Source organism: Pelagibacterium luteolum, assembly GCF_900100665.1.
Lineage (GTDB): Bacteria > Pseudomonadota > Alphaproteobacteria > Rhizobiales > Devosiaceae > Pelagibacterium > Pelagibacterium luteolum.
Window position 1 is genome coordinate 53,866 of record NZ_FNCS01000007.1, and the last position, 23,632, is coordinate 77,497.

Here is a 23,632-nt window from a genome sequence, read left to right on the forward strand (position 1 = left end):
TCAAGCCGCGCACATCACCCGATCCCGGCCCGCCTCCTTGGCCTCATAGAGCGCGTTGTCCGCTGCCGCGATCACGTCATCGAGCGTCGTGGCCTCCGGCTTCATCTCAGCGACGCCAAAGCTCGCCGTCACATGCGCAAGCCCGGGAAGCTGGAACCCGTGGTCGAAAAACGCGCTGCGAATGCGCTCCGCGATCGCCGCTGCCTCCAGCCGGTCGCAGCCAACGGCGAGGATGCAGAATTCCTCGCCCCCGATTCGGCCCACGATGTCCTGTGGTCGCACGTGCTCGCGAACGAATTCGCCTACATCTTTGAGCACGATATCGCCGCTCGCGTGCCCATATGTGTCATTAAGCGTCTTGAAATGATCGATATCGAAAACGATCACCGACAGCTTTTCATTGCGCCGCCGCGCCAGATCGAAGGCAAAGGCACCGCGCGTGTTGAGCCAGCGCTTGTTGCCCAGCCCGGTGAGAAAGTCGACATTGGCCTTGGCATCGGTGGTGCGAATGGCAAAATCGAGTTCTTCGAGCGCCGATTGCACATTGCGCATCATGAGGCCCATGTCGTCGGCGTGGTGCAGTGGCAGTTTCGGCAGGGCCCGCGTCTTGACATATGTCTCCATGGCGCCGCTCACCAGCCGCACCGGCGCCAGAAGGTGGTGCACCAGAAACAGCGTCGTCGCAAACGCCGCTATTGTCGCCAACAGCAGCACGAGCATCTGGGGCCAGATTTCGGCAAGGGTAATTTCGGTCGCGAAGACAATGAAGATCGAAAAGCCGATCAGTGGCACATGGGTGCCGAAAAAGCAGATCAGAAACAGCTTGCCCATGAAGCTTTTCGGGTGAGCCAGGCGGCTGATCCATTCATAGATCGTGATCGTGTCGGTCCGGCTCGAGCGGGCGAGAACTGCCTCGTGCATGTGGGATAGCCTCCTGTCGCGAATCTGGTGCCATCCATAATGCAGGCCGGGTATGGAAGTTTGACCATTTTGCGCCCGGCGCCTGTTATGCTGAACACCGTCCTAACGCACTGCCCAGCATTTCGTGCCCCGCGAAAGCGATATGGCAGGAGAAACATATCGGTTGTGGTGAGCGCCGCGCTGTGCAAACTTCGATATGTTCTGTTGTACATATCGAAGGGACGCTCGTGCGCCTCGCCTCCTCAGCCGTCATCGCGGCGTCCACCTTCATGGCTTTTGGCGCCGTGCAAGCGCAGGACGCTCAGATCGCCGTCGCCGCCAATTTCACCGCCGCAGCTGAAGAACTGGGCGCCGCCTTCTCCACTGAGACGGGCCAGAGCATTGCTTTTTCCTTCGGCGCAACCGGCCAGTTTTATGCCCAAATCACCCAGGGCGCGCCGTTCGATGCCTTGCTCTCGGCCGACTCGGCCACGCCTGCCCGCCTCGTTAATGAGGGGATCGGCGTTATCGGCAGCGAGTTCACCTATGCTATCGGCAAGCTCGTCCTCTTCTCGATCGAGCCCGATACGGTGACGGGTCCTCAAAGCCTTGAGGGCGATTTCGAGCGTCTCGCGATCGCCGAGCCTGCGGCCGCTCCGTATGGCGCCGCCGCGTTGGAGGTCATTGCGGCTCTCGGCCTGACCGAAGTGCTCGCCGACCGGCTGGTCATCGGCCAGAACATCTCGCAGGCCTATCAGTTCGTTGCCACGGGCAATGCCGAATTGGGCTTTGTCGCCCTTTCCCAGATCGCCGACCGCGATGATGGCTCGCGCTGGATCGTCGACGAAGACCTCTATGCCCCGATCACCCAAGACGCGCTGCTGCTCTCTGCGGACAACGCGGCCGCCGCCGAATTCCTCGCATTCCTTGGCTCGGAAACGGGCCGAGCGATCATCGCATCCTATGGCTATGGATTTACCGAGTGAGCCTCTTTTGGGACATCTGGCCGGCGATCAAGCTCACGCTTTCGCTCGCCTTCATCACCACGATCGTCCTCCTCGTCATCGGCACGCCGATCGCCTGGTGGCTGGCGCGGTCGAAATCGCGCTGGACAATTATCGTCAACGCGCTCGTCGCCCTGCCGCTCGTTTTGCCGCCGACGGTGCTCGGCTTCTATATGCTCATCGCGCTCGGCGCCAACGGCCCCGGCGGCTGGATCGCCTCGAGCTGGGGCGGGCGCACGCTCGCCTTCACCTTTCCCGGTCTCGTCATCGGGTCCGTGTTTTATTCACTGCCCTTCGTCGTCCAGCCGCTGCGCAACACATTTGCGGCGCTGGGGTCGGGACCGCTCGAAGCCGCATTTTCCCTAGGCTTTGATTTCAGGAAAGCCTTCGTTCTCGTCATTCTTCCCCTGGCGCGCCCGGGCTATCTCACCGCCACGGTCCTTGGCTTTGCCCATACGGTGGGTGAGTTCGGCGTGGTCATGATGATCGGTGGCAATATCCCCGGCCAGACCAAGGTCCTCTCCATCGCGATCTTTGACTATGTCGAGCAATTGCGCTGGACCGAGGCCCACATCGTGGCACTCGGCATGCTGGTTTTCGCCTTCATCACCCTCGCCATCACAATGAGCGTCGACCGCCGCATCGCCCAGGTTCAGCCGGGCACTTCACGGTAGTGGCGACAAACTTTGTGCTTGCTTTGATTAAACTCAAACCAAGCTTTTGTTCGCACTCAAACCGAGTCACTCTCCAGAAAACGGCAGCAGTAAACTGTCGACAATCGGGAGAGGGCAGCGGTGATCGTCCACGACTATCAGACCCACGAAGATCAGGCCGCGGCCATTTTCGAAAGCTGGGGCATGCCGGAAGAGCGCGCCCGTGCTTCGGCGCGCGTCCTCGCCTGGGCTGATCTGCACGGCATCGAGAGCCACGGCATCGCGATGCTGGTCGAATACGACGAGCGCCGCGCGACCCGCCCCATCAATTTCGCGCCCACGCCCCATATCGTCCAGGAAACGCCGGTCAGCGCCCTCCTCGACGGCGATGGTGGTCTCGGCCACGCCACGGCCACACAAGCCATCGACGTCGCCATCGCCAAAGCCAAATCCAATGGCATCGGCGCGGTCTCGGTGCGCAATTCGGGCCATTTCGGAGCCCTTGGCTTTTTCACCACCCGCGCCGCCGACGGGGGTCTGATCGCCATGGCCGCCACTTCGGTTTTCGGCATCCGCGTGCCTCCCACCGGTGGATCTCAGGCGCGGCTGGGGACCGATCCATGGTCCTTTGCCGCGCCGAGCGCCGATGGGCGTCACTTCGTGCTCGACATGGCGACGACGACCGTCGCCTCGGGCAAGGTGCGCAACAAGATCGTTGAGGGGCAAGAGATGCCGCCGGGCTGGGGGTTCGACACCTCGGGCCGCCCGACGCTCGATCCTTCGGTCGTCATGAATGGCGGCTTCCTCTCCCCGCTCGGCGGTGGCGCGGAAACCGCAGGCTACAAAGGCTACGGCCTTGCCGCCATGGTCAACATCCTTGCGTCCTGCCTGTCCGGCTCGACGCTGATCACCGATCCGATGCATTCCAGACAGCCCAAGGGGCTTGATGTCGGGCACTTCTTCCTCGTCATCGACCCCAATTTGTTCCGCCCCCTCGATGCTTTCTCCGCCGACGTGCAGCGCTTTTCCGACGATCTGCGCGCAACGCCCGCCGTCGATGCCGCACAGCCCGTGCAGGTCGCCGGCGATCCCGAGCGTGCCATCAAGGCAAAGCGCAGCGCCGAAGGCATTCCCATTGGCCCGGGCCTCTATCAACGCCTCAAGGATATCGCCTCTGAATCTGGCGCGCGCTGGCTGTTTGAGGACCAGATGAGCCGGGCAGGATGAGACAGGGGCGGAGCGGCACAACCATGGTTTTGAAAACTGTTGACAGTTTATTGAAGACTGACGAGGATCGGGAGACTGCCCAATCAGCGAGAGTGATCCCCATGCCCGTCAAACCCCTCCAGCGTGCCGAAAGCCTGTCGTCTCAGGTGTATCGCGAGGTCGAACGCTTGGTGATGTCGGGCCAGCTCGAGCCGGGCAGCAAGGTCAATGAATATATCCTCGCCGAGCAATTGGGCGTCAGCCGCGGCCCGGTCCGCGAAGCGACCCGTGCCCTGGTGCAGGCCGGTCTTCTCGTTGCCGTTCCCGCCCGTGGCGTGTTCGTCCGCGAGCTTTCGGAAACCGAGATTTCGGAAAACTACGACGTTCGCGCTCTCCTCACCGGGTTGATGTGCGCCCGCGCTGCCGAACGCCGCACGGACAGCGTGATCGCCGAACTCAATCATCTGATCGTCGAAATGGAAGAGGCGATCGGACAGCGCGCCATCCTTGCCTATTACAAGGCCAACCTCGCTTTCCATGGGCTGATCGCCCAGGTCGCCGATCATGCCTGTTCGAGCCGGATCTATGACGATCTGATCCGCGAAACCCATTTCCTGCGCCGCTCGCTTCATGCCCCGGCCCAGACCAATGAAGAACACCGCGACATGGTTGCCGCCATCGCCGCCGGTGATGTGGAGCGCGCCCGCCGGCTCGGCGAAGAGCACGTTTTCCACGGCAAGAGACGCTGGCTGTCCTCGCTCAAAGAGGATGCCGCTGAGACAAAGACAATCTAGCGAGGAGACAAGACTTTGAAGATCGCCAATATCACTACAAGCCTGCACCGGCACGAGATCGACCTGCCCGGCATCGGGGAATCGATTGAAACGCGCATGTTCGTTTTCGTCGAAATCGAGCTCGAAGACGGCCGCAAGGGCATGGGCGTCACCGGCTCGTTCCTGCCATGGGCCACCATGCCCTGCATTCGCGAGCACATCTTCCCGCTCATCAAGGGCATGGATGTGCGCCACACCGAGGCGATCCACTCAAAAGTCTGGAAGCAGCTCAACAACCGCTCTTACACCGGCGTCATCGTCAACGCGCTCTCGGCCATCGACATCGCCTGCTGGGATCTGCGCGGCAAGGATGCCAACCAGTCCATCTCCGAGCTTTTGGGCGGCTATTCGCGCGAAGCGATGACCTACGCGACCTTTGGCTACCCGTTCTTTGACGAACAGCAGATCGCCGACTACGCCAAGAAGTTCCTGGCCGAGGGCCACACCATGCTGAAGATGGTTGTCGGTGGCGAGCCCACCCGCACCTGGAAGGACGACATCCGCCGCGTGCAGGCCGCCCGCGACGCCATCGGCCCCGATGTGGATCTGATGATCGACGCCAATTGCTGGTTCAACCCGCACGATGCGTTCATGCTCGCCAAGGGCGTCGAAGATTGCAACCTCAAATGGTTCGAAGAGCCCATCCAGCAAAACGACGCCCGCGCTCTGGCCGATCTGCGCTCCCGCGTTCAGGTGCCGATTGCTGCCGGGCAGATGGAAGGCTGGCGCTGGCGCTTCCGCGAATTGGTCATGCACCACGCCGTCGACGTGCTGCAGCCCAACGTTCTCTACAATGGCGGCTATACCGAAGCCCTCAAGGCCGCCCATTTGGCGCAGGCGTTCAACCTGCCCATGGCCAATGGCGGCGGCTGGCCGATCTTTAACATGCACATCCTTGCCGGTGTCATGAATGGCGGCCCCGTCGAATTCCACTACGGCATGTGGATGACCGGCAAGCACTTCTTTGACGGCACGCCGGACCCCGTCAACGGCAAGATGACCATCCCGGATCGTCCGGGCCTGGGCTTCACGCCGAAATACGACGCCCTCAAGGACGGCGAAATCAAGAACCCCGAAGACAGCCGTCTCAAGGGACGCGACGCGCATGGCTATCTGCTGCGCGAAGCCATCGAGGCGCAAAAGAGCGCCTGATACCGACATCGGGCATGACGGCGGGGAGGCCGCCATGCCCGGGCCCGCATGCGGGCCACAAGGGTTCCGGCACACAAAAAAACCGGGACCTCGGAGGAACGGGACACACCATGCCGGTGGTCCCAGCTATGGAGGAAACACCTATGAAACGCTTTGCCAAATCCGGTGCCGTTCTGGGCGCTAGCCTGCTCGCACTCGGTGCCACGACCGCCCCGATCTTTGCGCAAGACTATCCTTCGCGCGACATCGAAATGATCATCCCGTTCGGCGTCGGGGGCGGCAGCGACGTGCTGGCCCGCACCATCGCCTCGGTCATCGGCGAAAAAGAACTGCTGCCCGTCCAGATCCTGCCCGAAAACCGTCCCGGCGGATCGGGCGCCGTGGGCTATGGCTATGTCGGCCAGCAGCAGGGCAACGACCATCTGATCGCAACCGTGTCGGTCAGCTTTTTCACCACACCGCTGCTTGGCGCGTCGCCCGTCAGCTATGAGGACTTCACTCCGCTCGCGGCGATTTCGTACTCGCCCTACGTTCTCGCCGTACCGACATCCTCGCCCTATGAAAGCGTCGATGATCTTGCCGAAGTCGATCGCCTGACAACCGCCACCGTGGGTGTCGTTTCCGACGCCGCCCTTCTGGCCGACATGCTCACCGACTCCGCCGGCGTCCAGATCGACGCCGTGCCGTTCGATGGCGAAGGCGAAGCGCTGGCCGCCATCCTCGGCGGTCACGTCGATATCGTCTTTATGAACCCCAGCGAGCTTTTGGCCCAGACCGAAGCGGGCACACTGCGTCCGCTGGCCGTCAGTTCGGCCGAGCGTGTTGAGGCTTTCCCCGACGTTCCGACCTTTACTGAACTCGGTCACGATATCGAGCACGTGCAGTTGCGCGGTCTCGTCATGCCCGGTGGGGTCAGTGAAGAGGTCGTCGACTATTGGGAAGGCATTCTCGAAGAGGTCGCGACCAGCGACGAATGGCGCGAGCAGTATATCGAGACCTATTACGACTCCCCGGCCTATCTGAACTCCGAAGAGTTCGCCGCCCTCATCGAACAGACCAATGACCGCTATCGCGCGATCATGGAAGAACAGGGTCTGATCTGACCTTGAATCTATTGGCCGGGCGCGGTTTTGCGTGCCCGGCCATTCTGCCTGCCATACGGCGGGGTGTGTCACGGGAGGAGGAGCACCATGTCCATAACGCGCGTCGATCAGATCTTTGCTTTGTTTCTGGTCCTGTTCGGCTTTTACATCGTCTGGTCGGGCTTCGATTACGGCTATATGAACGGCACGACGCCGGGTGCCGGGTTCTTTCCCGTCCTGATCGGCGGCGCCATCTCGGTCTTGAGCGCCTTTAACCTCTACCGCGCCGTGGCCGGCAAGGAACGCCTTTCAGGCGGTGTCGCCAAAGATGACATTGCCAAGATCGTCTTGATCAGCCTCGCCATCGCGGCGGTCATTTTCCTCACGCCGTTTCTGGGGCTGACGCTCTCGGTCATCGCCTTCATGCTGGCGGCCGGTTTCATCATCCGTCCCTCGCTGGCGCCGGGCTTTTTGCTCAGGCTCATCCCCGTCGCCATCCTCTTTCCGCTTTTCCTGCGCCTGGCCTTCGGGGTCTGGCTGCGCATACCGGTCCCCACCGGCCCATTCGGCCTTTAGGCGAGGGAGCTTATAATGGAAGTCTTTTCACTGCTCTTTGAGGGCATTGCACAGGCAGCAGAGCCGACCACGCTGCTGGCCACGCTGTTCGGCGTCATCATCGGTCTGCTCATCGGCGCCTTGCCGGGCCTCGGCCCCTCTGCCGGTGTCGCTATCATGCTGCCCGTCGCCATCAGCCTAGGTGGCGTGCCCGCGCTCGCTTGCCTTGCCGGCATCTATTACGGCTCGATGTTCGGTGGCGCCGTCACCTCGATCCTGCTCGGCATTCCCGGCGATCCGCCATCGGTCATGACCGTGATGGACGGCTATCCCATGGCCAAGAACGGCGAAGCGGGCCGAGCGCTTGGCATGAGCGTTTTCGCATCATTTATCGGCGGCTTGATCGGCCTGATCGGCCTCGTCACCCTCTCGGTCCCCATTGCCAGCGCCGCGCTGGCGTTCGGCCCCACCGAGATGACAGCGCTCATGATTTTCGCGCTGTCCCTGGTCTCGGTACTCGGCGGACGCAATGCCATAAAGGGCTTCGTCGCTCTGGCCCTTGGTTTTTGGGTCGGCATGATCGGTCTCGATCCCATCGCCGGTCCCATTCGCTTTACCTGGGGATCGATGGATCTGTTCGACGGGGTGGATTTCTCCGTCGTTGCCGTGGGCCTGTTCGGCCTCACCGCCATGTTCCTGAGCCTTAACGAAACCGCCACCTCGGGCCTGCAGAAGTTCAAGTTCTCCAGCCTGTTCCCCCGCATAAAGGATGCCGTCTCCTCGCGTTTCGATCTCTTGCAGGGGTCGATCACCGGATTTTTCGTCGGCGTGCTTCCCGGCATCGGGGCCACGGCCGCGACGATGATGGCCTATGCCACCTCCAAGCGTATGTCGAAAACGCCCGAGAAATACGGCACCGGTCACATCCAGGGTATCGCGGCCCCGGAAGCGGCCAATAACAGCGCGTCCTATGCGTCGATGATCCCGCTCTTTACCCTCGGCATTCCCGGCTCGGCGACCACCGCTGTCATGATGGCGGGCCTTTTGATGCTCGGGCTGCAACCCGGCCCGCTTCTTTTCATCAACAATGGCGATTTCATCTGGGCGGTGTTTGGCAGCTTCTGGATCGGCAATCTGATGCTGGTGTTCCTGACCCTGCTGCTGACGCCCTTTTTGGCCTCGATCCTCTTTATCGCCACGGCCATTCTCTACCCGATCGTCTTCGCCATCATCGCCTTTGGCGTTTTCGCGATCGATTATTCGATGAGCGGGTTGATGATCGCGCTCGCCGCCGGGGTCATCGGCCTTGTCCTCCTCAAGCTCGATTACCCACCAGTGCCACTGGTGCTCGGCCTCATCCTCGGTCCGATGCTGGAGCGCAACATCCGCCGCACCATGATCCAGTCGCAGGGCGATCTCATGGTGTTCATCGAAAGACCCATTGCGCTGGCCCTGTTCATCCTGACCATATTGGTCATCGCCTGGCCGATCATCCGCAACATGATGGGCAAGAAATCGAACGCTCTCCTCGAAGTCTCAAATTCCGGTTAGCCATGGACTATCAATACGCAGTCATCGGCGGTGGCATCGTTGGCCTTGCCACCGCACTCGAACTGGCACGGCGCGAAGCGGGCGCCAGGGTGATCGTCCTTGAAAAGGAAGACGCCGTGGCCCTGCACCAGACGGGGCACAATTCCGGCGTCATCCACGCAGGCATCTACTATCAGCCCGGCTCGCTCAAGGCTCAGCTCTGCCGCGCCGGGGCCGATGCCACCAAGGCCTTCTGCACCGAAAACAACATCCCGTTCGAAACCTGCGGCAAGCTTCTCGTCGCCACCAATCCGCTCGAAGCCGAGCGCATGACGGCGCTCGAAACCCGGGCACGGGACAACGACATCGCCTTCGAGACCATCTCACAAGCGCGGCTGCGCGAGATCGAGCCCAATATCGCCGGCGTCGGCGCGCTGCTCGTCCACGCCACGGGAATCGTCGATTATCGCAAGATCTGCGTCGCCATGGCCGAACAGCTTAAAGCCATGGGCGGCGAGATCCGCTTTGGCGCAAAGGTCTCCGCCATCACCGAAACCGGCACCGGGGTCACCGTCAAAACCGCTGACGGCCAATCGGTCACCGCGTCAAAACTCGTCGCCTGCGCCGGCCTGCAATCGGACCGCCTCGCGCGCCTCGCCGGCCTCGACGTCCATCACAAGATCGTCCCCTTCCGGGGCGAATATTACACCCTGCCGCGCGAAAAATCGCAGGTCGTCAAGCATCTGATCTACCCGATCCCCGACCCCGAACTGCCGTTCCTCGGCATTCATCTTACCCGCATGATTGATGGCCGCGTCACCGTCGGTCCCAACGCGGTTCTCGGCTTTTCCCGCGAGGGCTACACAAAAGGTAGCACCGATCTTTCCGATGTCGCCTCGCTCGTCTCCCATCCCGGCTTTTGGAAAATGGCGCGCAAGAATCTCAAATCGGGCATCACCGAGTTCCGCAATTCGATCCTCAAACGCCACTATCTCGAAGAATGCCGCAAATACTGCCCCAGCCTTACAATCGACGATCTGGGCGAGCCCGGCGCCGGCATTCGCGCGCAAGCGATCCTCGACGACGGCACGTTGGTCCATGATTTTCTGTTTCTGCAATCGGACCGGATGCTCCATGTTTGCAACGCGCCTTCGCCCGCCGCGACCTCCGCAATGCCGATCGCCAAAATGATCGTCGACCGGCTGGCCGGAGCGACAGGGCAGGGGATAAAGCAGACACATGGAAACGCGGTTTCTTGAGACATTCGTTCTGGTTGCCGAGCTCGGTTCGCTCGCCGAGGCGTCGCGTCGTCTCGGCGTCACCCCGGTGGCCGTCGCCCAGCGCATGCAGGCGCTCGAAGACGAGGTCGGCGCGCCGCTTCTGATCCGCGCTGGCCGCCGCGTCAAACCCACCCAGGCCGGCTACGCCATCCTCGATCGGGCTCGCGACATTCTCGTTGAAGTCCGCTCGCTCTCCAGCCTCGCCCAGCTCGACAAGGTGGCCGGCGATATCCGCCTCGGCGCCATTTCGACGGCGCTGACCGGCATATTGCCCAAGGCGCTGCATACGCTCTCGACCACCGCGCCCGAGCTCAATGCCTTCCTCCTCCCCGGCACCTCGAACGATCTCTACCGCGCGCTCCTCGACGGCAAAATCGACGCAGCGCTGCTTGTCGAACCGCCGTTCGAGATCGCCAAATCGCTGCGCTGGACAACCCTGCGCCGCGAACCCCTTGTCGTCCTCTGCCGCCCCGATCAAGCGCAGACCGACCCGCTCGACCTGCTGCGCACCGAGCCCTTCATCCGCTATGATCGCAACAATTGGGGCGGGCGGCTGCCCGACCAATATCTGCGCGACCACGCCATCACCCCCAATGAACGCTACGAACTCGATTCCATCGATGCCATAGCCGTCATGGTCCGCACCGGCCTTGGCGTCTCGCTCGTCCCCGATTGGTCAAGCCCGTGGCCGGAAGCGGAAGCCCTCGTTCGCCTCGACATCCCCAAACCCCGCCCCGAACGCGCCATCGGCATGCTCTGGCCCCAAAGCGCCCCGGCCGGTCGCCTGATCGAAACCGTCATAGCGGCCATCGGGCAGGACTAGGGCACCATGCGCATCGCGGTGACGGGAACCCATGGTTGCGGCAAGTCCACCTTGATCGATGATTTCGCCTCGGTCCATTCGGCCTATCAAAGCGTTCCAGAACCCTATTGGCTGCTGGCCCAGTCTGGAATGCCTTTCGCCGATGGCCCCGACATCGCCGACCTCGAACAGCAATTGGGCGAAAGCTGCAAATTGATCCTCAATTCCGCCACCAGCCCCGACGTGATCTTCGACCGCTGCCCGCTCGACTTTCTGGCCTATCTCGATGTCGTTAGTGCCAGTGAAGGCTTTGAATGGCTACCCGATGGACGCCTGCTCGCGTCCATCGGCAAGGCGATTGCCGCGCTCGATCTCATCGCCTTCGTTCCTCTCCTCGTTCCAGACGAGATTGCAACGAAAATCGAATACAAGGCGCTGCGCAAAAACGTGGATCGGCGGCTCAAAGCCATCATGCAGACCGACGATCTCGGACTTCTGGCCGACGGCCCGCCGATCATCGCAATTACCGGCTCCCGCTCTACGCGGGTCGCCCGCCTCGCCGCCGCGCTCCAGAGGATCGACGCTCGCGCATAGGTGTTGCCGCATCCGCAGCCCTCACCGCACTCTGGCCCGTGCCGAGGCCAGCAACTCCGCGCGAGGTGCGTGGGCCCTACAGCGCGCGCTTTACCACCGCGCCTTGGGCGCGCTCTCGGCTTGCAATTTCCGCCAGCGCTCCAACCGATCCGCATCGATCGTCCCGGCTTTCACCGCGGCCCGCACAGCGCAGCCCGGTTCGTGGTCATGGGTGCAGTTGCGAAACTTGCACTCGGGCGCAAGCTCGGTAATCTCGGCAAACAGCGTATCGATGCCCTGGCCGATATCCTTGACGTAAACGCTGCGCATGCCCGGCGTATCGATCACCCAGCCGCCACCGGCAATCTTGTGAAGCGATCGCGAGGTGGTGACGTGCCGCCCCTTGGCCTCGCCCGCCGCCATGTCGCCGGTCTCCTGACGCGCGCCGGCGCCCTCGCCGATCAACCCATTGACCAGCGTCGATTTCCCGACCCCTGACGATCCGACCAGCGCCACCGTCGCGCCCGCGCCACACCATGGCATCAGCGCTTCCGTCGCCGCCCGCGTACGTCCATTGAGCACAAGCACGGGCAGTTCGCGCTGCAGCGCCTCTGCCTGCCGCCCCATCTCGGCGGCGTTCTCGGCGGTATCGGCCTTGGTCAGAACAATCACGGGGTCGGTCCCGGCCTCATTGGCCAGCGCCAGATAACGTTCGATCCGCGGCGGACTGAAATCGGCATTGCACGCGGCGACGATAAACAGCGTATCGACATTGGCCGCCACCAATTGCGTCGGCCATTTGCCGTCCGAAGCGCGCTGCAAAAGACTCTTGCGATCCAAAAGTCGCCTGAAGATCCCGCTGCCCGCCTCGATCAGCACCCAGTCGCCAACGGCATATCCCCCCGTATCGGTCCGCCCCTCAAACCCGATCCGAACCTTGCCGCCCGTCGTCAACCCCGACATCCGCCCCCGATGCACCGCATCGATCCGCGCCGGCACTAGCTCGGCGTCGTCACTCTCGACCTGATCGTCAAAAAACGACGACCACCCGAGGCTTTCGAGCGCGCGATCAAAGCCCATAGCCCTCGCGCTCACGCAAAAACCGCCATCTTGGTCATCACAAACCGCTCACCCAGCGCATGTTGCATCATTCTCGCCTAATCCCGCTCCGCCAGCCCGGGCGTGTCGCCATCGGGCCGGTCCTCGACTGGTTTTGTCTTGGCATCGGCCCGCGCCGCCTTTTTGAGCGCCTTTAGACGTTCACGCTCTTTGCGCTCAAAATCGTAATTGGGTTTTTGCGGCATGGAACCACCTTTCTGGTTAGCCCCAGTACCTCCGCCTTTTGTGGCAGCAATGCAAGCGGGCGGTGGCTTCGCCGCCAAAGGCGCGGCTCAGCACGTCTCGTCAGTGGCAATAACGGTTCGGCAAATGTGGGCGCTGTCATCCTGATCTGCAATTGACTCCGCGCTTGCGCCTTCCAGCCCGGCAGCCTTGCTCAAAAATGCTCTGAACTGTGCTGCCTCGCCTTCACCCAGCCGGGCGAGGATGCTGTGTTCGACCTGTTCTACTGCTTTGGAAAAGCCAGCCAGCGCCGTTATGCCGTTGGGCGTTAGGTTGATATGGCGGCTGCGGCGATCGTTGGGGTCGGTAACGCGCCGGATCAGATCCTCTTTCTCGAGGCCATCCAGCAGGTAGGTCAAAGTGGTCTTGTCGAGTCCGATACGCTCGGCAATGGCAATCTGGCTCTGACAGGTTTCCCTTTGCACCAGCGACATCACGAGAAAAGCGCGCCCACCGCCGGGCAGCCCTGCAAGGGCCGCCTCGACTTGTTTTTGATACTCACGCAACAATGTGGCCAGCGCCCAGCCAAGATTGGCCAGCGACGGAGACTGAACTGGGGTCTGTGCAGCGTTGCTCATGGCGACAATTTAGACATCGCCGAGGCGTAAGTCGAGCAGCGCCTAGACTTCAAGTCGCTCGGCGAGACGTCCTGCATTTTGTTTGGCCCTTACGTGTCCCTGCGCCAGGTTCTCGGCAGCCATTTCGCGCAGGCTCTCCATGGCCGGGGTCACATCCGCCAGCGTCAGCTCGACCTCGGTGGTTTCAACGTCGAGCCCGAGTATGTCGGTGAGAACCCGCTGGTACCATGCCGTTCCATGATCCCAGCCATGGCGCGGCGTCCCTGGACCATAACCGCCGCCCCGCGCGATGATGAGTTGAGCGGGTCGGCCCGCGATGAGCTGGGGCTGGCCGGGCGCAAACCGCGGTTCGGTGAGCAAAATATCGACATAAGCCTTGAAATGCTGCGAGACGCCAAAATTGTAAAAGGGCAGCGCAAAGACATAGGCGTCGGCTGCGAGTAGTTCATCGGCCAACGCGGTCGCGAGCGCGATCCCTTCCTGTTGCTCTGGTGTCCGCTGTTCTGCTGGCGTGTGGGGTCCAAAGACAGCGCCGGCCCACGCCGATGCGGGCAGCGGCGTCATTCCGATTTCACGCGTCGCGACCGTTGCATCGCCCAGCCGCTCTACGAGTTCACGCTGCAGCGTGTCGGCAACCGAGCGTGTGACCGAACCATCTGCACGAATGCTGGCATCTATCCGGAGAATTTTAGTCATCGTCTATCTTTCATATCGTCTAGAATATAGATCATCTATTTTATATACGATATGGAGTCAAGACGGTTTGAGGCGAGCCGCATTAGGAACGACGACCGCCAAATCCCAAGTTTTTCTTTCCTCTCAATCAACCCGTCCGCTAGTTTTCTTTTGCTCCGCGCGCGGCATGATGGCGTGTAAAGAGGAGTGACGCGATGGATCTGGGAATTTCGGGCAAGACGGCGCTGGTGTTCGGTGCGGGCGGTGGATTGGGCGGGGCGATTGCCCGGGCGCTGGCCGCCGAAGGCGCCAAAGTTGCGGTGGCCGATATCGATGCCGATGCCGCCAAGGCGACGGTCGATGCGATCAACGGGCAGGGCGGCGTCGCCAAAGCCCTGGTCTGGGACCTCGTCGATCTTGCTGCCATCCCCAGCCACATCGCGACCGTCGAAGCCGAACTCGGCCCCATCGATATTCTTGTCAACAACACTGGCGGCCCCCCGCCGACCACCGTCTCCGGCCAGGCGCCCGAGGATTGGGAAAAATTCTTCCGCGCCATGGTCCTCTCGGTCATCGCCATCACCGATGCCGTCCTGCCCGGCATGCGTCAGCGCAAATGGGGTCGCATCGTCACCTCGACCTCGTCGGGCGTCGTCGCGCCCATCCCCAATCTCGGCATTTCCAATGCCCTGCGCCTGTCGCTGGTCGGCTGGTCCAAAACCCTCGCGCGTGAAGTCGGCCGCGACGGCATCACCGCCAACATCGTCCTCCCCGGCCGCATCGCCACGGGCCGCATCACGTTTCTGGACGAACAAAAGGCCAAACGCGAAAACCGGTCGGTCGAGGACGTCTCGGCCGAAAGCACCGCCGCCATCGCTGTGGGCCGTTATGGCGATCCAAAAGAATATGGCGATGTCGTCGCCTTCCTCGCCAGCCAGAAGGCGTCCTACCTAACCGGCTCGGTCATCCGCGTCGATGGCGGATTGATCGCCAGCATCTAGGTTCGCTCATCACGCTTCCGAACCGCAAACGTGGTGTCCACTTTTGCTGGAAGCCCTCTAAAACATTACTGTCCGGGCACGGAATCGGAACCCCGCCGGCCCTTTTTGAGGAACACACAATGTCGCTCACCCCCGAAGCGATCGAAACGCTCAAAGGCGTTTCGACAGCCACCCTCACCACTGTCCTTTTGAAAAAGGGCCTGCGTAACGTCTGGATCCGCAACGCCAAGCCAATCCGGTCCGGCATGCCCCGCATCGTCGGTCCGGCCTTCACCCTGCGGTTCGTCCCGGCGCGCGAGGATCTGGCCACGCCCGCAAGCTGGGGCTCCCCCATCTCCACCCGCGCCGCCATCGAGGACATGCCCGAGGGCGCTGTTGTCGTTGCCGACGCCATGGGTGTTTCCGACGCCGGCATCTTTGGCGATATCCTGTGCTTCCGCATGGCCAAAAAGGGCGTCGCTGCGCTCATCACCGATGGCGTCATGCGCGATGCTGCAGGCGTGCACTCCACAAACCTCCCCATCTGGTGCAACGGCATTTCCGCGCCGCCTTCGGTTGCCGGGCTTACCTTCGTTGGCTGGCAGGAAACCATCGGCTGCGGTGGCGTTGCCGTCATTCCGGGCGATACCATCGTCGTCGACGATGACGGTGCCGTGGTCATCCCCCAGGCGCTACTCGAAGAGGTGCTGGCCGAAGCCCCCGAGCAGGAAGCCATGGAAGCCTGGATCATGACCGAGGTCGATCGCGGCGTGCCGCTTCCGGGCTTGTATCCCATGAACGAAGAGACCAAAAAGCGCTACGCCGCTTTCAAATCTGGACAATAAATATGCCGCTCGACCACACTGCCAAGGGCGTTTACGTCATCGCGACGACGCCCTTTCTCGACGATTATGCGATCGACACCAAATCGATCGACAGGCTCACCGATTTTTACGCCGCGGCCGGGTCCACCGGCATGACCATCCTGGGCATCATGGGCGAAGCACCCAAGCTCGAAGCGACAGAATCGATTGCCATCGTCAAACAGGTGGTCGGGCGCACGAAACTCCCCGTCATCGTCGGCGTCTCTGCCCCCGGCTTTGCCGCCATGCGGTCGCTGGCGCGCCAGTCGATGGATCTCGGCGCCGCCGGCGTCATGATTGCCCCACCGTCCAATCTGCGCACCGACGATCAGATCAAGAATTACTATGCCTCGGCCATCGAAGCGATCGGCGACGACATCCCCTTCGTCATCCAAGATTACCCCCTGACATTGACCGTCGTCATGACCCCCGGCGTCATCCGCGACATCGTCAACGCCCATTCCTCCTGCGTCATGCTCAAGCACGAGGACTGGCCGGGGTTGGAGAAAATCTCCGCCCTGCGCAAATTCCAGTCCGCCGGCGACATGCGCGACATCTCGATCCTCTGCGGTAATGGCGGTTTGTTCATCGATTTCGAAATGGAGCGCGGCGCCGACGGCGCCATGACCGGCTATGCTTTCACCGACGCCCTGACCGACATCGTCCGCCTGCAGGCCGAGGGCCGCCGCGACGAAGCCCACGATCTCTTCGACGCCCATCTCCCCCTGATCCGCTACGAGCAGCAGCAGGGCGTCGGCCTCGCCGCCCGCAAATACGTCCTGCAAAAGCGCGGACTGATCACCTCCGACGTCCAGCGCAAGCCCGCCGGCACCCTCTCGGCAACGGCCCGCGCCGAGATCGACTACCTCCTGTCGCGTGTCGCCAAACACGACCCGCGGGCCGCGCTTTAGGCTTTCGCAGCGCTCTAACGCCGGGGGTTGCCTCGGCGCTTCCCATACCCCACCGTCATCCCGGCCCTGCGCCGGGATGACAATCGGAGGGCGCATCCCCTTAAGCCGGCTTCTGCGCCTCTTCCAATTCCACGCTATCCGGTTGCCCGGCATAGTATGCCGACAACCGCCGATACGCGCGCGAATTGAACGCCAGCACCGTCACCAGTACCCCGATCAGCCCCGCAACGGTAAACACCAGCGCGATTCCGCGATCCGGCCCGGTGCCGAACCACCCGCCGATCGCCTCGGCCCCGGCGCCATCGGTCATGAACGGGATCACCACGAACTGCGTATAGGGCCCGATCAGAAACGCCGTCAGCGGCGAGGCGGCCTGTTCGATCGATTGCGCAAAGCCGAACACGCGCCCCTGCCGCTCCAGCGGCACCACCTTTTGCAGCGTCGTGTGCTCGGCCGCCTCGGCGTAGGGTCCAAGCAGCATCCAGATGAAACACCCGCCGGCCAGAAGCCAGATCGAGGGCTGAATGGTGAAGACGCAACACACCGACCATGTGATCAGATTGACCATCAGCAAGGTCCGCAGCGGGTTCTTGCCCAGCCCGGTGCGTGAAATGATGATCCCCGAAGCGATAAACGCCGTCGAGAGCACGCCGAAAAGCAGCCCCCACTCCTGCACGCTCACCAGCGACAGCCCATAGGCGTCGAGCAGTGCCATGAACACGCCGCCCAAAAAATTGTTGAACGTGGCGAAAAAGATCAGCGCGAACAGCCCCGGCACCGCCGCGATCACCGCGATCGTTCCGGCGATATCGACGCGCTTGGGCAGATGCGGCTCGTCCCCGGTCGGCACCACGCGCCCCTCGTCCACCCTGATCGCGACCATGTGCAGGAAAACGATCGCCGTGGTCGCCAGCGCCAGTATCAAGACCAGATACATGCCGCCCCACGCCACCAGAAATCCCGAGATCACCGATGTGGTTAAAAACCCGATGCCCGTCACCATGCCGACAAGCCCATTCGCCTTGTCGCGCACATCCTCGGGGATCAGGATCGTCACCAGCGTGGGCAGGGCAATCGAGCGGATATTGCCCGCGATCACCCCAAGCATCACCACAAGCACAAACGCCCAGAGATAGAGCGAATAGGGGTTCTCGAAACTCCCCTCCGGCTCGAGCAGCACCATGGCCAGCGCCACGAGATAAAGTGCGAACGACACAGCGCTCGACGCGGCCATGGTCAGGCGCTTGGAGTTATGGTCGACAATTGAGCCGAACCAGAACCCGAACCCGGCTGTAAATACCAGATAGACCCCGGCGATCATGCCCGTCGCAAACACCGACTGGGTCTCGATAAAGATCCAGAAGGTTATCGCAAACCAGACCGTGAAGTTGGTCACGTTGGCAACGAGGTTGTTGCCCAAAATTTGGTGAAACGGGCTCATGGCTCAGCGTCCTGGACGAGTGGGTCACCCTAAATCCGCGGGAGATTTCGGGCAATCGGAATCGCGACGGGCTCTTCCCGCCGCAACCCTAGGACGAATGTTGGACGCCGATGCCGACAGGATGTGTCAGGAGAAAATCAGCTGGGCGGCACAAATTCCTCGATGCCTGCTTCCACTGTGGGCGCGTCACCGCACGTAAAGTTGCCCACCATCTGGTCGGCAAGCTGCCGCGCCCGCTCATTGCCCCCGGCCTCGGCCGCATCGACATAGGCCATGACGCACGCGCCACCCGCATTGGGCTGGCCGACGCGGGACACCACGAGAATTTCGTTCGCCCATTCGCCATTCTGGTCGGCCAGATACCAGCGCTGGATCGCCGCCATCGGGCGCTCGGTCTGCCCCTCCAGCCGCACCCGCCACTCGATCCTGCCATTGGCATAATTGAACGGCCCGAATGTCGGCATGCCGGGCTCGGTCGCAAACCCATAGGTCACCGCCTCGCGCCCATCGGAATAGGAAATGGCAAACGGATAATTGGCAAACCCCGCACAGACAAAGTCCGCCCAATCCCCTTCACCGCTCGACCGCGCCACCACAGCGCAATCGGCGTCCGCGTCATATTCGGTATATTCCGAAATCATCTGCGCGGACGCAGCGGTCGCCAGAACCGAGAGGGACAGGCCAAGGGCAAAAGATTTGATCATGGGAGGGCTCCAGGACAGTAAGGGCAACATGATCATAACCTTGATCGCTCCGTATGGTTGCGACCGTCCCGGCCTTCACCCGATCCCCCGGGGTCATCCCGGGCGAAGACCCGGGACCCAGTATGCTCAGCGGTCGAGATAACCCGCATCGGCTCCCAACACGCCCGGAGCATACTCGGTCCCGGCGCAAGGCCGGGGCGATGCGTGGGGGTGGGGCGGGGTGTCGCCAACCGCATCTCAGCCGAATCGTCTGAGGGCAAAGAGCGCTTCTCCACCCACCCCCGTCATCCCGGGCGAAGACCCGGGACCCAGTATGCTCGGTTGTCGAGATAGTCCCACATCGCTCCCAACACGCCTGGAGCATACTGGATCCCTGCTCAGGGGGGACGACATGTTGGGGATTGGGACGTGGCATGCCCCATCACATTGAAACCGCCCGTCAAAAGCTCAGCAGCTGCACGATCCGCTTCAGCCCCTTGCGCAAATGCTTGGTGCGCTTGTGGCCCAGATCCTCGGCCAGCGTATCCTCGAGGTGCTTCCAGTGCTCTTCGATCGCCTGCCGCATCAGATGACCCTGTTGCGACAGCCGTGCGCCCGGCTCCATTTCCGGTCCCACTGCCAGCCGTAGCAACAGCCCGCGATCTTCGAGCCGTGCCAGTCGAGCGCTCAAATGATCCGCACCCAGCCCGGTAAAGTCCGCCAGCGCTTCAAGCGTCGCGCCGCCTGCAGCGGCCAGTCCCAACAGCACCGCATCATCGCCAGGCTCCAGCCCGCGTGCAGCCAGCGGCGCAAGCAGCGCCTGTCGGGCCAGATGGCCCGCTTCGATCAGACGGTAAAGGGTCGAGCCGGCGGCGGATTTGGACATGGATACTGCTCTAGCCAAATCCGCGTCTCCCGTCGAATCGCCTTTGCCGGGAAAGTTAATCAGGCGGGCCATTCTTGTTCACGCTCCCGGGGCGCTATAGTGCTGAAGGTGTAACGCAATTTGCCCCGGAGAGGCTCCGTGCCGTTCGTCAGATTGAGATCCATCGATGCCTTGGCCGAGCTCGAGCTTTCGGACGAGGCCATCGTCATCCTACCCGTCGCCGCCACCGAAGCGCATGGTCCCCACCTGCCTAACACCACCGATTGCGACATCGCGGAAGGCCATCTTAGCGCGCTCGGCAATTACCTCTCCAGCGCTATCGATGCAGTTGTGCTGCCCATCCAGCGCATAGGCGCGTCGCGCGAGCATTTTTGGGCCGAGGGCACCGAGAGCCTCGAAGAACCCGATCTCATCGCCCATTGGTATGCCATCGCGCGCGCCGCCGCCGGCGTGGGCTGCAGGCGGCTGGTGATCGTTTCCAGCCATGGCGGCAATTCCGCCGTCGTCGACAGCGTCATCCTTAGGGCCCGCGCCGAGCTCAAAATGCTCGCCGTCGCCACAGCCTGGCTCCGCTTCAGCCAGCCGGAGGACCTGTTTTCCGAGGCGGAACGCAAATACGGCATTCATGGCGGCGACATCGAAACCTCGCTCATGCTCCACTATGCGCCCGAAAGCGTAGCGATGGACAGGGCCGAAAATTTCGCTTCCGCGCTCTCTGCCATCGAAGCCTCGATGACCCATCTCACCGCCTATGGCCGCCACCATTTCGGCTGGCTCAGCTCCGACCTCAACCCCCACGGCGTCGTCGGCAACGCCAGTGCCGCCACCCCCGAAAAAGGCAAGGCCCTCGCCGCCCACATCCTCACCAACTTCGCGCACCTTCTCGACGACGTCGCCAAATTCGATCTCGCCCATTTCGACCGATGACGCCCCCACCATGTCTCGCATGAGCACGCAGCCGTCATCCAATCGGACCCAGCTGGACACATCCTCCACTGTCATCCCGGCCTTGAGCCGGGACCCAGTATTCGCTGCGCTGTAGCTTCATCCGCGGCACCCCAGCAAAAACCCCTGTCTACATTTCCCCCAATTCCCCCTAGAGTGGCCGAAATGAATCAGGGGCAGGCATGACGCAGGATCTGGCACGTATTCGCGCTTTCGTTCAGGTGTTCGATGCCGGTGGGTTTTCCGCTGCAGCGCGCATACATGGCAGATCCAAGGCGCTGCTGTCGAAATACGTTACCGATCTGGAAGACTATCTCGGCGCGCGGCTCATGAACCGCACGACCCGCAAACTCAGCCTCACCGAAGCCGGCGAGGCCTATTATCGCGAAGTGCGGGACATTCTGACCCAGCTCGACGATCTCGACGCGACGATCACCGATCAAACGGCGGCCCCGCGCGGGATTCTGCGCATTTCCGCGCCGCGCAATTTCGGCGAACGCACGCTTCTCGATCCGCTGTTCGAGTTCACCCGCCTCCATCCCGACGTGACGCTCGATTTGCGGCTCGAAGACCGGATGGTCGATCTCGTCGAAGAAGGGATCGACGTTGCCCTGCGCATTTCGCGCATGTCCGACACCTCGCTCATCGCGCGAAAAATCGCCGAGACCTCGGTTGCCGTCTGCGCTGCACCGTCAGTCATCAAGGCGTATGGAGCGCCCAAAACCCCAGAGGCGCTCAAGGGCGTTCCCTGCATCGTCGACACCAACATGACCGGTCAGGCCAATTGGCAGTTCGTCGAGGATGGAAAGACAATGACCGTCCATGTCGATGGCCCGGTGCGGGTCAATTCTCCGGTGGGGGCGCTGGTGGCGGCACAAAAGGGCCTCGGTTTCGCACTATTGCCCAGTTTCCTGTCCGATTCGGCCATCCAGAAAGGGGAACTGGTGCCTGTCCTTGTCGACTATCTGCCGCAGCGGCCCTTTTTGCAGGCCGTCTATCCGCATCGCCGACATCTGTCGGGCAAGGTCCGCGCGCTCATCGACTTTCTTGTCGATTGGTTCGAGAAAAACCCGGTCAACGCATAGGCTTATGAACACAAACCTTCTTCGCCCGATCGCCGCTATCGTGGTCTCGGCAGCCGCGCTGCTGGGTACTGCCGGCCCGGCTCATGCCCATCCCCATGTGTGGATCGATGCCGCTGGCGAGGTGTTGTTCGAAGACGGCGCGATCGTCGGAATGCGTCATCACTGGACGTTCGACCAGTATTTCTCGTCCTGGGCCATCCAGGGCCTCGATACGGATGGCGACGGCATCCTCACGACAGCCGAACTCCAGCCGCTGGCCGATGAAAATATCCAGGGCCTCGATTTTTACTCCTACTACACCTTCGCCGATCCCGAAGGACTCGATGGCCACGCGCCCGTCGCCAGCGCGGGCAATCCGTCGATGGCCTATGAAGAGGGTTTGCTGACCCTCACCTTCGTCATCGACTTTGCCGAGCCGCAGCCCGTCAACGGGGTCTATGACATCGAAGTGGGCGATCCCGAATATTACGCGGCCTTCACGTTTCCCGAGGACGATTCCGTAACGCTCGAAGGGGCGCCCGAGACCTGTTCGGTCGTTTCCAAAGAACCCGAGCCGATCGACCCCGAACTCGAAGAACGCCTCTGGATGCTCGGACCGGAAGTCACCGAACTGCCCGAAGATTTGCGCGCCGCTGCTCGCGCTCTGGCCAATCTCGTGACCGTCACCTGCGAAGGCACAGTGGCTGCGACCGGCATCCAGGCGATCCAGCAGGCAACCACCCAGCGCCCGCCCACCCCCTTTGCCGCGCCGCCGGCCGAGACATCGCTCGTCCCGACACAGGGCGGATTTTTCGGCTGGGTCAACCAGCAGCAGCAATCATTTTATCGCGCCATGACATCGGCGCTCGGCGCGCTCCAGACCGACGCAAATGCATTCTGGGTTCTGGGCGGCTTGAGTTTTCTCTATGGCGTCTTCCACGCAGCAGGTCCGGGCCATGGCAAGATCGTCATCTCGTCCTACGTCGTCGCCAACGAACGGCAATTGCGCCGGGGCATTCTCCTGAGCTTTTTGTCGGCCATGATGCAGTCTGTCGTGGCGGTCGTCTTCATTCTCATCGCCGCCGGTCTTTTGGGCCTCACCTCGATGGCGATGAGCGCGGCGGCGCGGTGGGTCGAACTCATCTCTTATGGGATGGTCGCGGCACTCGGTGCGTGGCTTGCGGCGCGAAAATTCCTGTTTCCGCACAACCATGGAGTCCAGCCCCAGAATAGCGCTGTCGATCACGCGCACAATCTCCGATCTCGAGCCATATATGGGCATGGTGCGGACCATGATCACCACCATCACGATCATGGCCACGATCACGCCTGCGATCATCACATGGTCACCCCCGAACAGACCTCGGGCGATTGGCGCGAACAGCTCGGGGTCATCGTTTCGGTGGGCCTCAGGCCCTGTTCGGGTGCGCTGGTGGTCCTCGTCTTCGCGCTGAGCCAGGGCCTGCTCGCCGCGGGCATTTTCGCTACGTTTCTCATGGGGTTAGGCACCGCGATCACTGTTGCTGTCTTGGCTTCTCTGGCGGTATTTCTCAAGAGCGGCGCCCTCAAACTCACCGGCGGCGGCAGCGCTGCGGCCTCGGCTTTGTGGTGGATGGAAATGGCCGGCGCGCTGCTGGTCATGACTTTTGGCCTCATCTTGCTGTTTGCGGCCATCTAAGCGGGCACAAACGCCGT

25 protein-coding genes are annotated in these 23,632 nt (G+C 62.1%); 17 read left to right on the forward strand and 8 right to left on the reverse strand.

The features are described from left to right. The gene (locus BLR31_RS12545; protein ID WP_090596884.1) at positions 1 to 921 is read right to left on the reverse strand and encodes a GGDEF domain-containing protein; all 921 of its coding nucleotides are present in this window, start codon (positions 919 to 921) and stop codon (positions 1 to 3) included. A 269-nt stretch (positions 922 to 1,190) separates the two neighbouring features. On the opposite strand from BLR31_RS12545, the gene modA reads away from it, so the two are divergent. The 11 genes from modA to BLR31_RS12600 all read left to right on the forward strand — a co-directional run bounded on the left by modA (position 1,191) and on the right by BLR31_RS12600 (position 11,591). Further along, positions 1,191 to 1,886, forward strand: coding sequence for a molybdate ABC transporter substrate-binding protein (modA, locus tag BLR31_RS12550; protein WP_090597043.1), 696 nt, complete (start codon positions 1,191 to 1,193; stop codon positions 1,884 to 1,886). Beyond that, the gene (gene modB / locus BLR31_RS12555) at positions 1,883 to 2,578 is read left to right on the forward strand and encodes a molybdate ABC transporter permease subunit (RefSeq protein ID WP_090596886.1); all 696 of its coding nucleotides are present in this window, start codon (positions 1,883 to 1,885) and stop codon (positions 2,576 to 2,578) included. Before modA ends, modB begins: the two co-directional genes overlap by 4 nt. Before the next feature lie 120 nt (positions 2,579 to 2,698). After that, a complete protein-coding gene (locus tag BLR31_RS12560; RefSeq protein WP_244505051.1) occupies positions 2,699 to 3,784 on the forward strand; it encodes an Ldh family oxidoreductase in 1,086 nt (361 codons plus the stop codon). A gap of 101 nt (positions 3,785 to 3,885) precedes the next feature. Continuing rightward, the gene (locus tag BLR31_RS12565) at positions 3,886 to 4,557 is read left to right on the forward strand and encodes a GntR family transcriptional regulator (protein ID WP_090596888.1); all 672 of its coding nucleotides are present in this window, start codon (positions 3,886 to 3,888) and stop codon (positions 4,555 to 4,557) included. Between the two features lie 15 nt (positions 4,558 to 4,572). Further along, positions 4,573 to 5,748, forward strand: coding sequence for a mandelate racemase/muconate lactonizing enzyme family protein (locus BLR31_RS12570; protein WP_090596890.1), 1,176 nt, complete (start codon positions 4,573 to 4,575; stop codon positions 5,746 to 5,748). Positions 5,749 to 5,891: 143 nt separating this feature from the next. Beyond that, positions 5,892 to 6,851 (forward strand): Bug family tripartite tricarboxylate transporter substrate binding protein, encoded by a 960-nt coding sequence (locus tag BLR31_RS12575; protein WP_090597048.1) that lies wholly within the window; start codon positions 5,892 to 5,894, stop codon positions 6,849 to 6,851. Positions 6,852 to 6,938: 87 nt separating this feature from the next. Next, positions 6,939 to 7,406, forward strand: a complete 468-nt coding sequence (locus BLR31_RS12580; protein WP_090596892.1) for a tripartite tricarboxylate transporter TctB family protein — start codon at positions 6,939 to 6,941, stop codon at positions 7,404 to 7,406. 15 nt (positions 7,407 to 7,421) lie between these two features. Further along, entirely contained in the window at positions 7,422 to 8,936 is a 1,515-nt protein-coding gene (locus BLR31_RS12585; protein WP_090596895.1) for a tripartite tricarboxylate transporter permease, read from the forward strand. 2 nt (positions 8,937 to 8,938) lie between these two features. Next, on the forward strand, positions 8,939 to 10,174 hold the full coding sequence (lhgO, locus tag BLR31_RS12590) for an L-2-hydroxyglutarate oxidase (RefSeq protein WP_090596897.1): 1,236 nt from the start codon (positions 8,939 to 8,941) through the stop codon (positions 10,172 to 10,174). Next, on the forward strand, positions 10,155 to 11,018 hold the full coding sequence (locus tag BLR31_RS12595) for a LysR family transcriptional regulator (protein WP_090596899.1): 864 nt from the start codon (positions 10,155 to 10,157) through the stop codon (positions 11,016 to 11,018). The genes lhgO and BLR31_RS12595 overlap by 20 nt, the downstream gene beginning before the upstream one ends. 6 nt (positions 11,019 to 11,024) lie before the next feature. Continuing rightward, positions 11,025 to 11,591 (forward strand): AAA family ATPase, encoded by a 567-nt coding sequence (locus BLR31_RS12600; protein ID WP_090596901.1) that lies wholly within the window; start codon positions 11,025 to 11,027, stop codon positions 11,589 to 11,591. A 90-nt stretch (positions 11,592 to 11,681) separates the two neighbouring features. Here BLR31_RS12600 and rsgA read toward each other — a convergent pair whose 3' ends face one another. The 4 genes from rsgA to BLR31_RS12615 all read right to left on the reverse strand — a co-directional run bounded on the left by rsgA (position 11,682) and on the right by BLR31_RS12615 (position 14,185). Beyond that, positions 11,682 to 12,650, reverse strand: a complete 969-nt coding sequence (gene rsgA / locus BLR31_RS12605; RefSeq protein WP_090596906.1) for a ribosome small subunit-dependent GTPase A — start codon at positions 12,648 to 12,650, stop codon at positions 11,682 to 11,684. Positions 12,651 to 12,727: 77 nt separating this feature from the next. Next, entirely contained in the window at positions 12,728 to 12,874 is a 147-nt protein-coding gene (locus BLR31_RS21710) for a hypothetical protein (RefSeq protein WP_176762643.1), read from the reverse strand. Between the two features lie 87 nt (positions 12,875 to 12,961). After that, positions 12,962 to 13,489 carry a MarR family winged helix-turn-helix transcriptional regulator gene (locus BLR31_RS12610; protein WP_090596909.1) on the reverse strand — a complete coding sequence of 176 codons (528 nt, stop codon included), beginning with the start codon at positions 13,487 to 13,489 and terminating at the stop codon, positions 12,962 to 12,964. 42 nt (positions 13,490 to 13,531) lie between these two features. Next, positions 13,532 to 14,185 (reverse strand): FMN-dependent NADH-azoreductase, encoded by a 654-nt coding sequence (locus tag BLR31_RS12615; protein WP_090596912.1) that lies wholly within the window; start codon positions 14,183 to 14,185, stop codon positions 13,532 to 13,534. Between the two features lie 194 nt (positions 14,186 to 14,379). Between BLR31_RS12615 and BLR31_RS12620 the strand changes: the two genes are divergently transcribed. The 3 genes from BLR31_RS12620 to BLR31_RS12630 all read left to right on the forward strand — a co-directional run bounded on the left by BLR31_RS12620 (position 14,380) and on the right by BLR31_RS12630 (position 16,918). Further along, positions 14,380 to 15,165, forward strand: a complete 786-nt coding sequence (locus tag BLR31_RS12620) for an SDR family oxidoreductase (RefSeq protein ID WP_090596914.1) — start codon at positions 14,380 to 14,382, stop codon at positions 15,163 to 15,165. A 119-nt stretch (positions 15,166 to 15,284) separates the two neighbouring features. Next, positions 15,285 to 15,989, forward strand: coding sequence for a ribonuclease activity regulator RraA (locus BLR31_RS12625; protein WP_090596916.1), 705 nt, complete (start codon positions 15,285 to 15,287; stop codon positions 15,987 to 15,989). A 2-nt stretch (positions 15,990 to 15,991) separates the two neighbouring features. Next, entirely contained in the window at positions 15,992 to 16,918 is a 927-nt protein-coding gene (locus BLR31_RS12630; RefSeq protein ID WP_090596918.1) for a dihydrodipicolinate synthase family protein, read from the forward strand. Between the two features lie 100 nt (positions 16,919 to 17,018). Here the strand turns inward: BLR31_RS12630 and BLR31_RS12635 are convergent, their stop codons facing one another. The 3 genes from BLR31_RS12635 to BLR31_RS12645 form a co-directional block, all read right to left on the reverse strand. Beyond that, the gene (locus BLR31_RS12635) at positions 17,019 to 18,359 is read right to left on the reverse strand and encodes an MFS transporter (RefSeq protein ID WP_090596920.1); all 1,341 of its coding nucleotides are present in this window, start codon (positions 18,357 to 18,359) and stop codon (positions 17,019 to 17,021) included. Between the two features lie 137 nt (positions 18,360 to 18,496). Continuing rightward, positions 18,497 to 19,063 carry a hypothetical protein gene (locus BLR31_RS12640; protein WP_090596922.1) on the reverse strand — a complete coding sequence of 189 codons (567 nt, stop codon included), beginning with the start codon at positions 19,061 to 19,063 and terminating at the stop codon, positions 18,497 to 18,499. Positions 19,064 to 19,502: 439 nt separating this feature from the next. Beyond that, complete coding sequence (locus BLR31_RS12645; protein WP_090596924.1) at positions 19,503 to 19,928, reverse strand: hypothetical protein; 426 nt, start codon at positions 19,926 to 19,928, stop codon at positions 19,503 to 19,505. 138 nt (positions 19,929 to 20,066) lie between these two features. Here BLR31_RS12645 and BLR31_RS12650 point away from each other — a divergent pair, with 138 nt between their 5' ends. The 3 genes from BLR31_RS12650 to BLR31_RS12660 all read left to right on the forward strand — a co-directional run bounded on the left by BLR31_RS12650 (position 20,067) and on the right by BLR31_RS12660 (position 23,615). Further along, positions 20,067 to 20,855: a creatininase family protein gene (locus BLR31_RS12650; RefSeq protein ID WP_176762644.1), complete on the forward strand. Its 789-nt coding sequence runs from the start codon at positions 20,067 to 20,069 to the stop codon at positions 20,853 to 20,855. Between the two features lie 200 nt (positions 20,856 to 21,055). Then, the gene (locus BLR31_RS12655) at positions 21,056 to 21,958 is read left to right on the forward strand and encodes a LysR family transcriptional regulator (protein ID WP_090596928.1); all 903 of its coding nucleotides are present in this window, start codon (positions 21,056 to 21,058) and stop codon (positions 21,956 to 21,958) included. Positions 21,959 to 21,962: 4 nt separating this feature from the next. Then, a complete protein-coding gene (locus BLR31_RS12660) occupies positions 21,963 to 23,615 on the forward strand; it encodes a HoxN/HupN/NixA family nickel/cobalt transporter (RefSeq protein WP_090596930.1) in 1,653 nt (550 codons plus the stop codon). Positions 23,616 to 23,632: the final 17 nt, after the last annotated feature.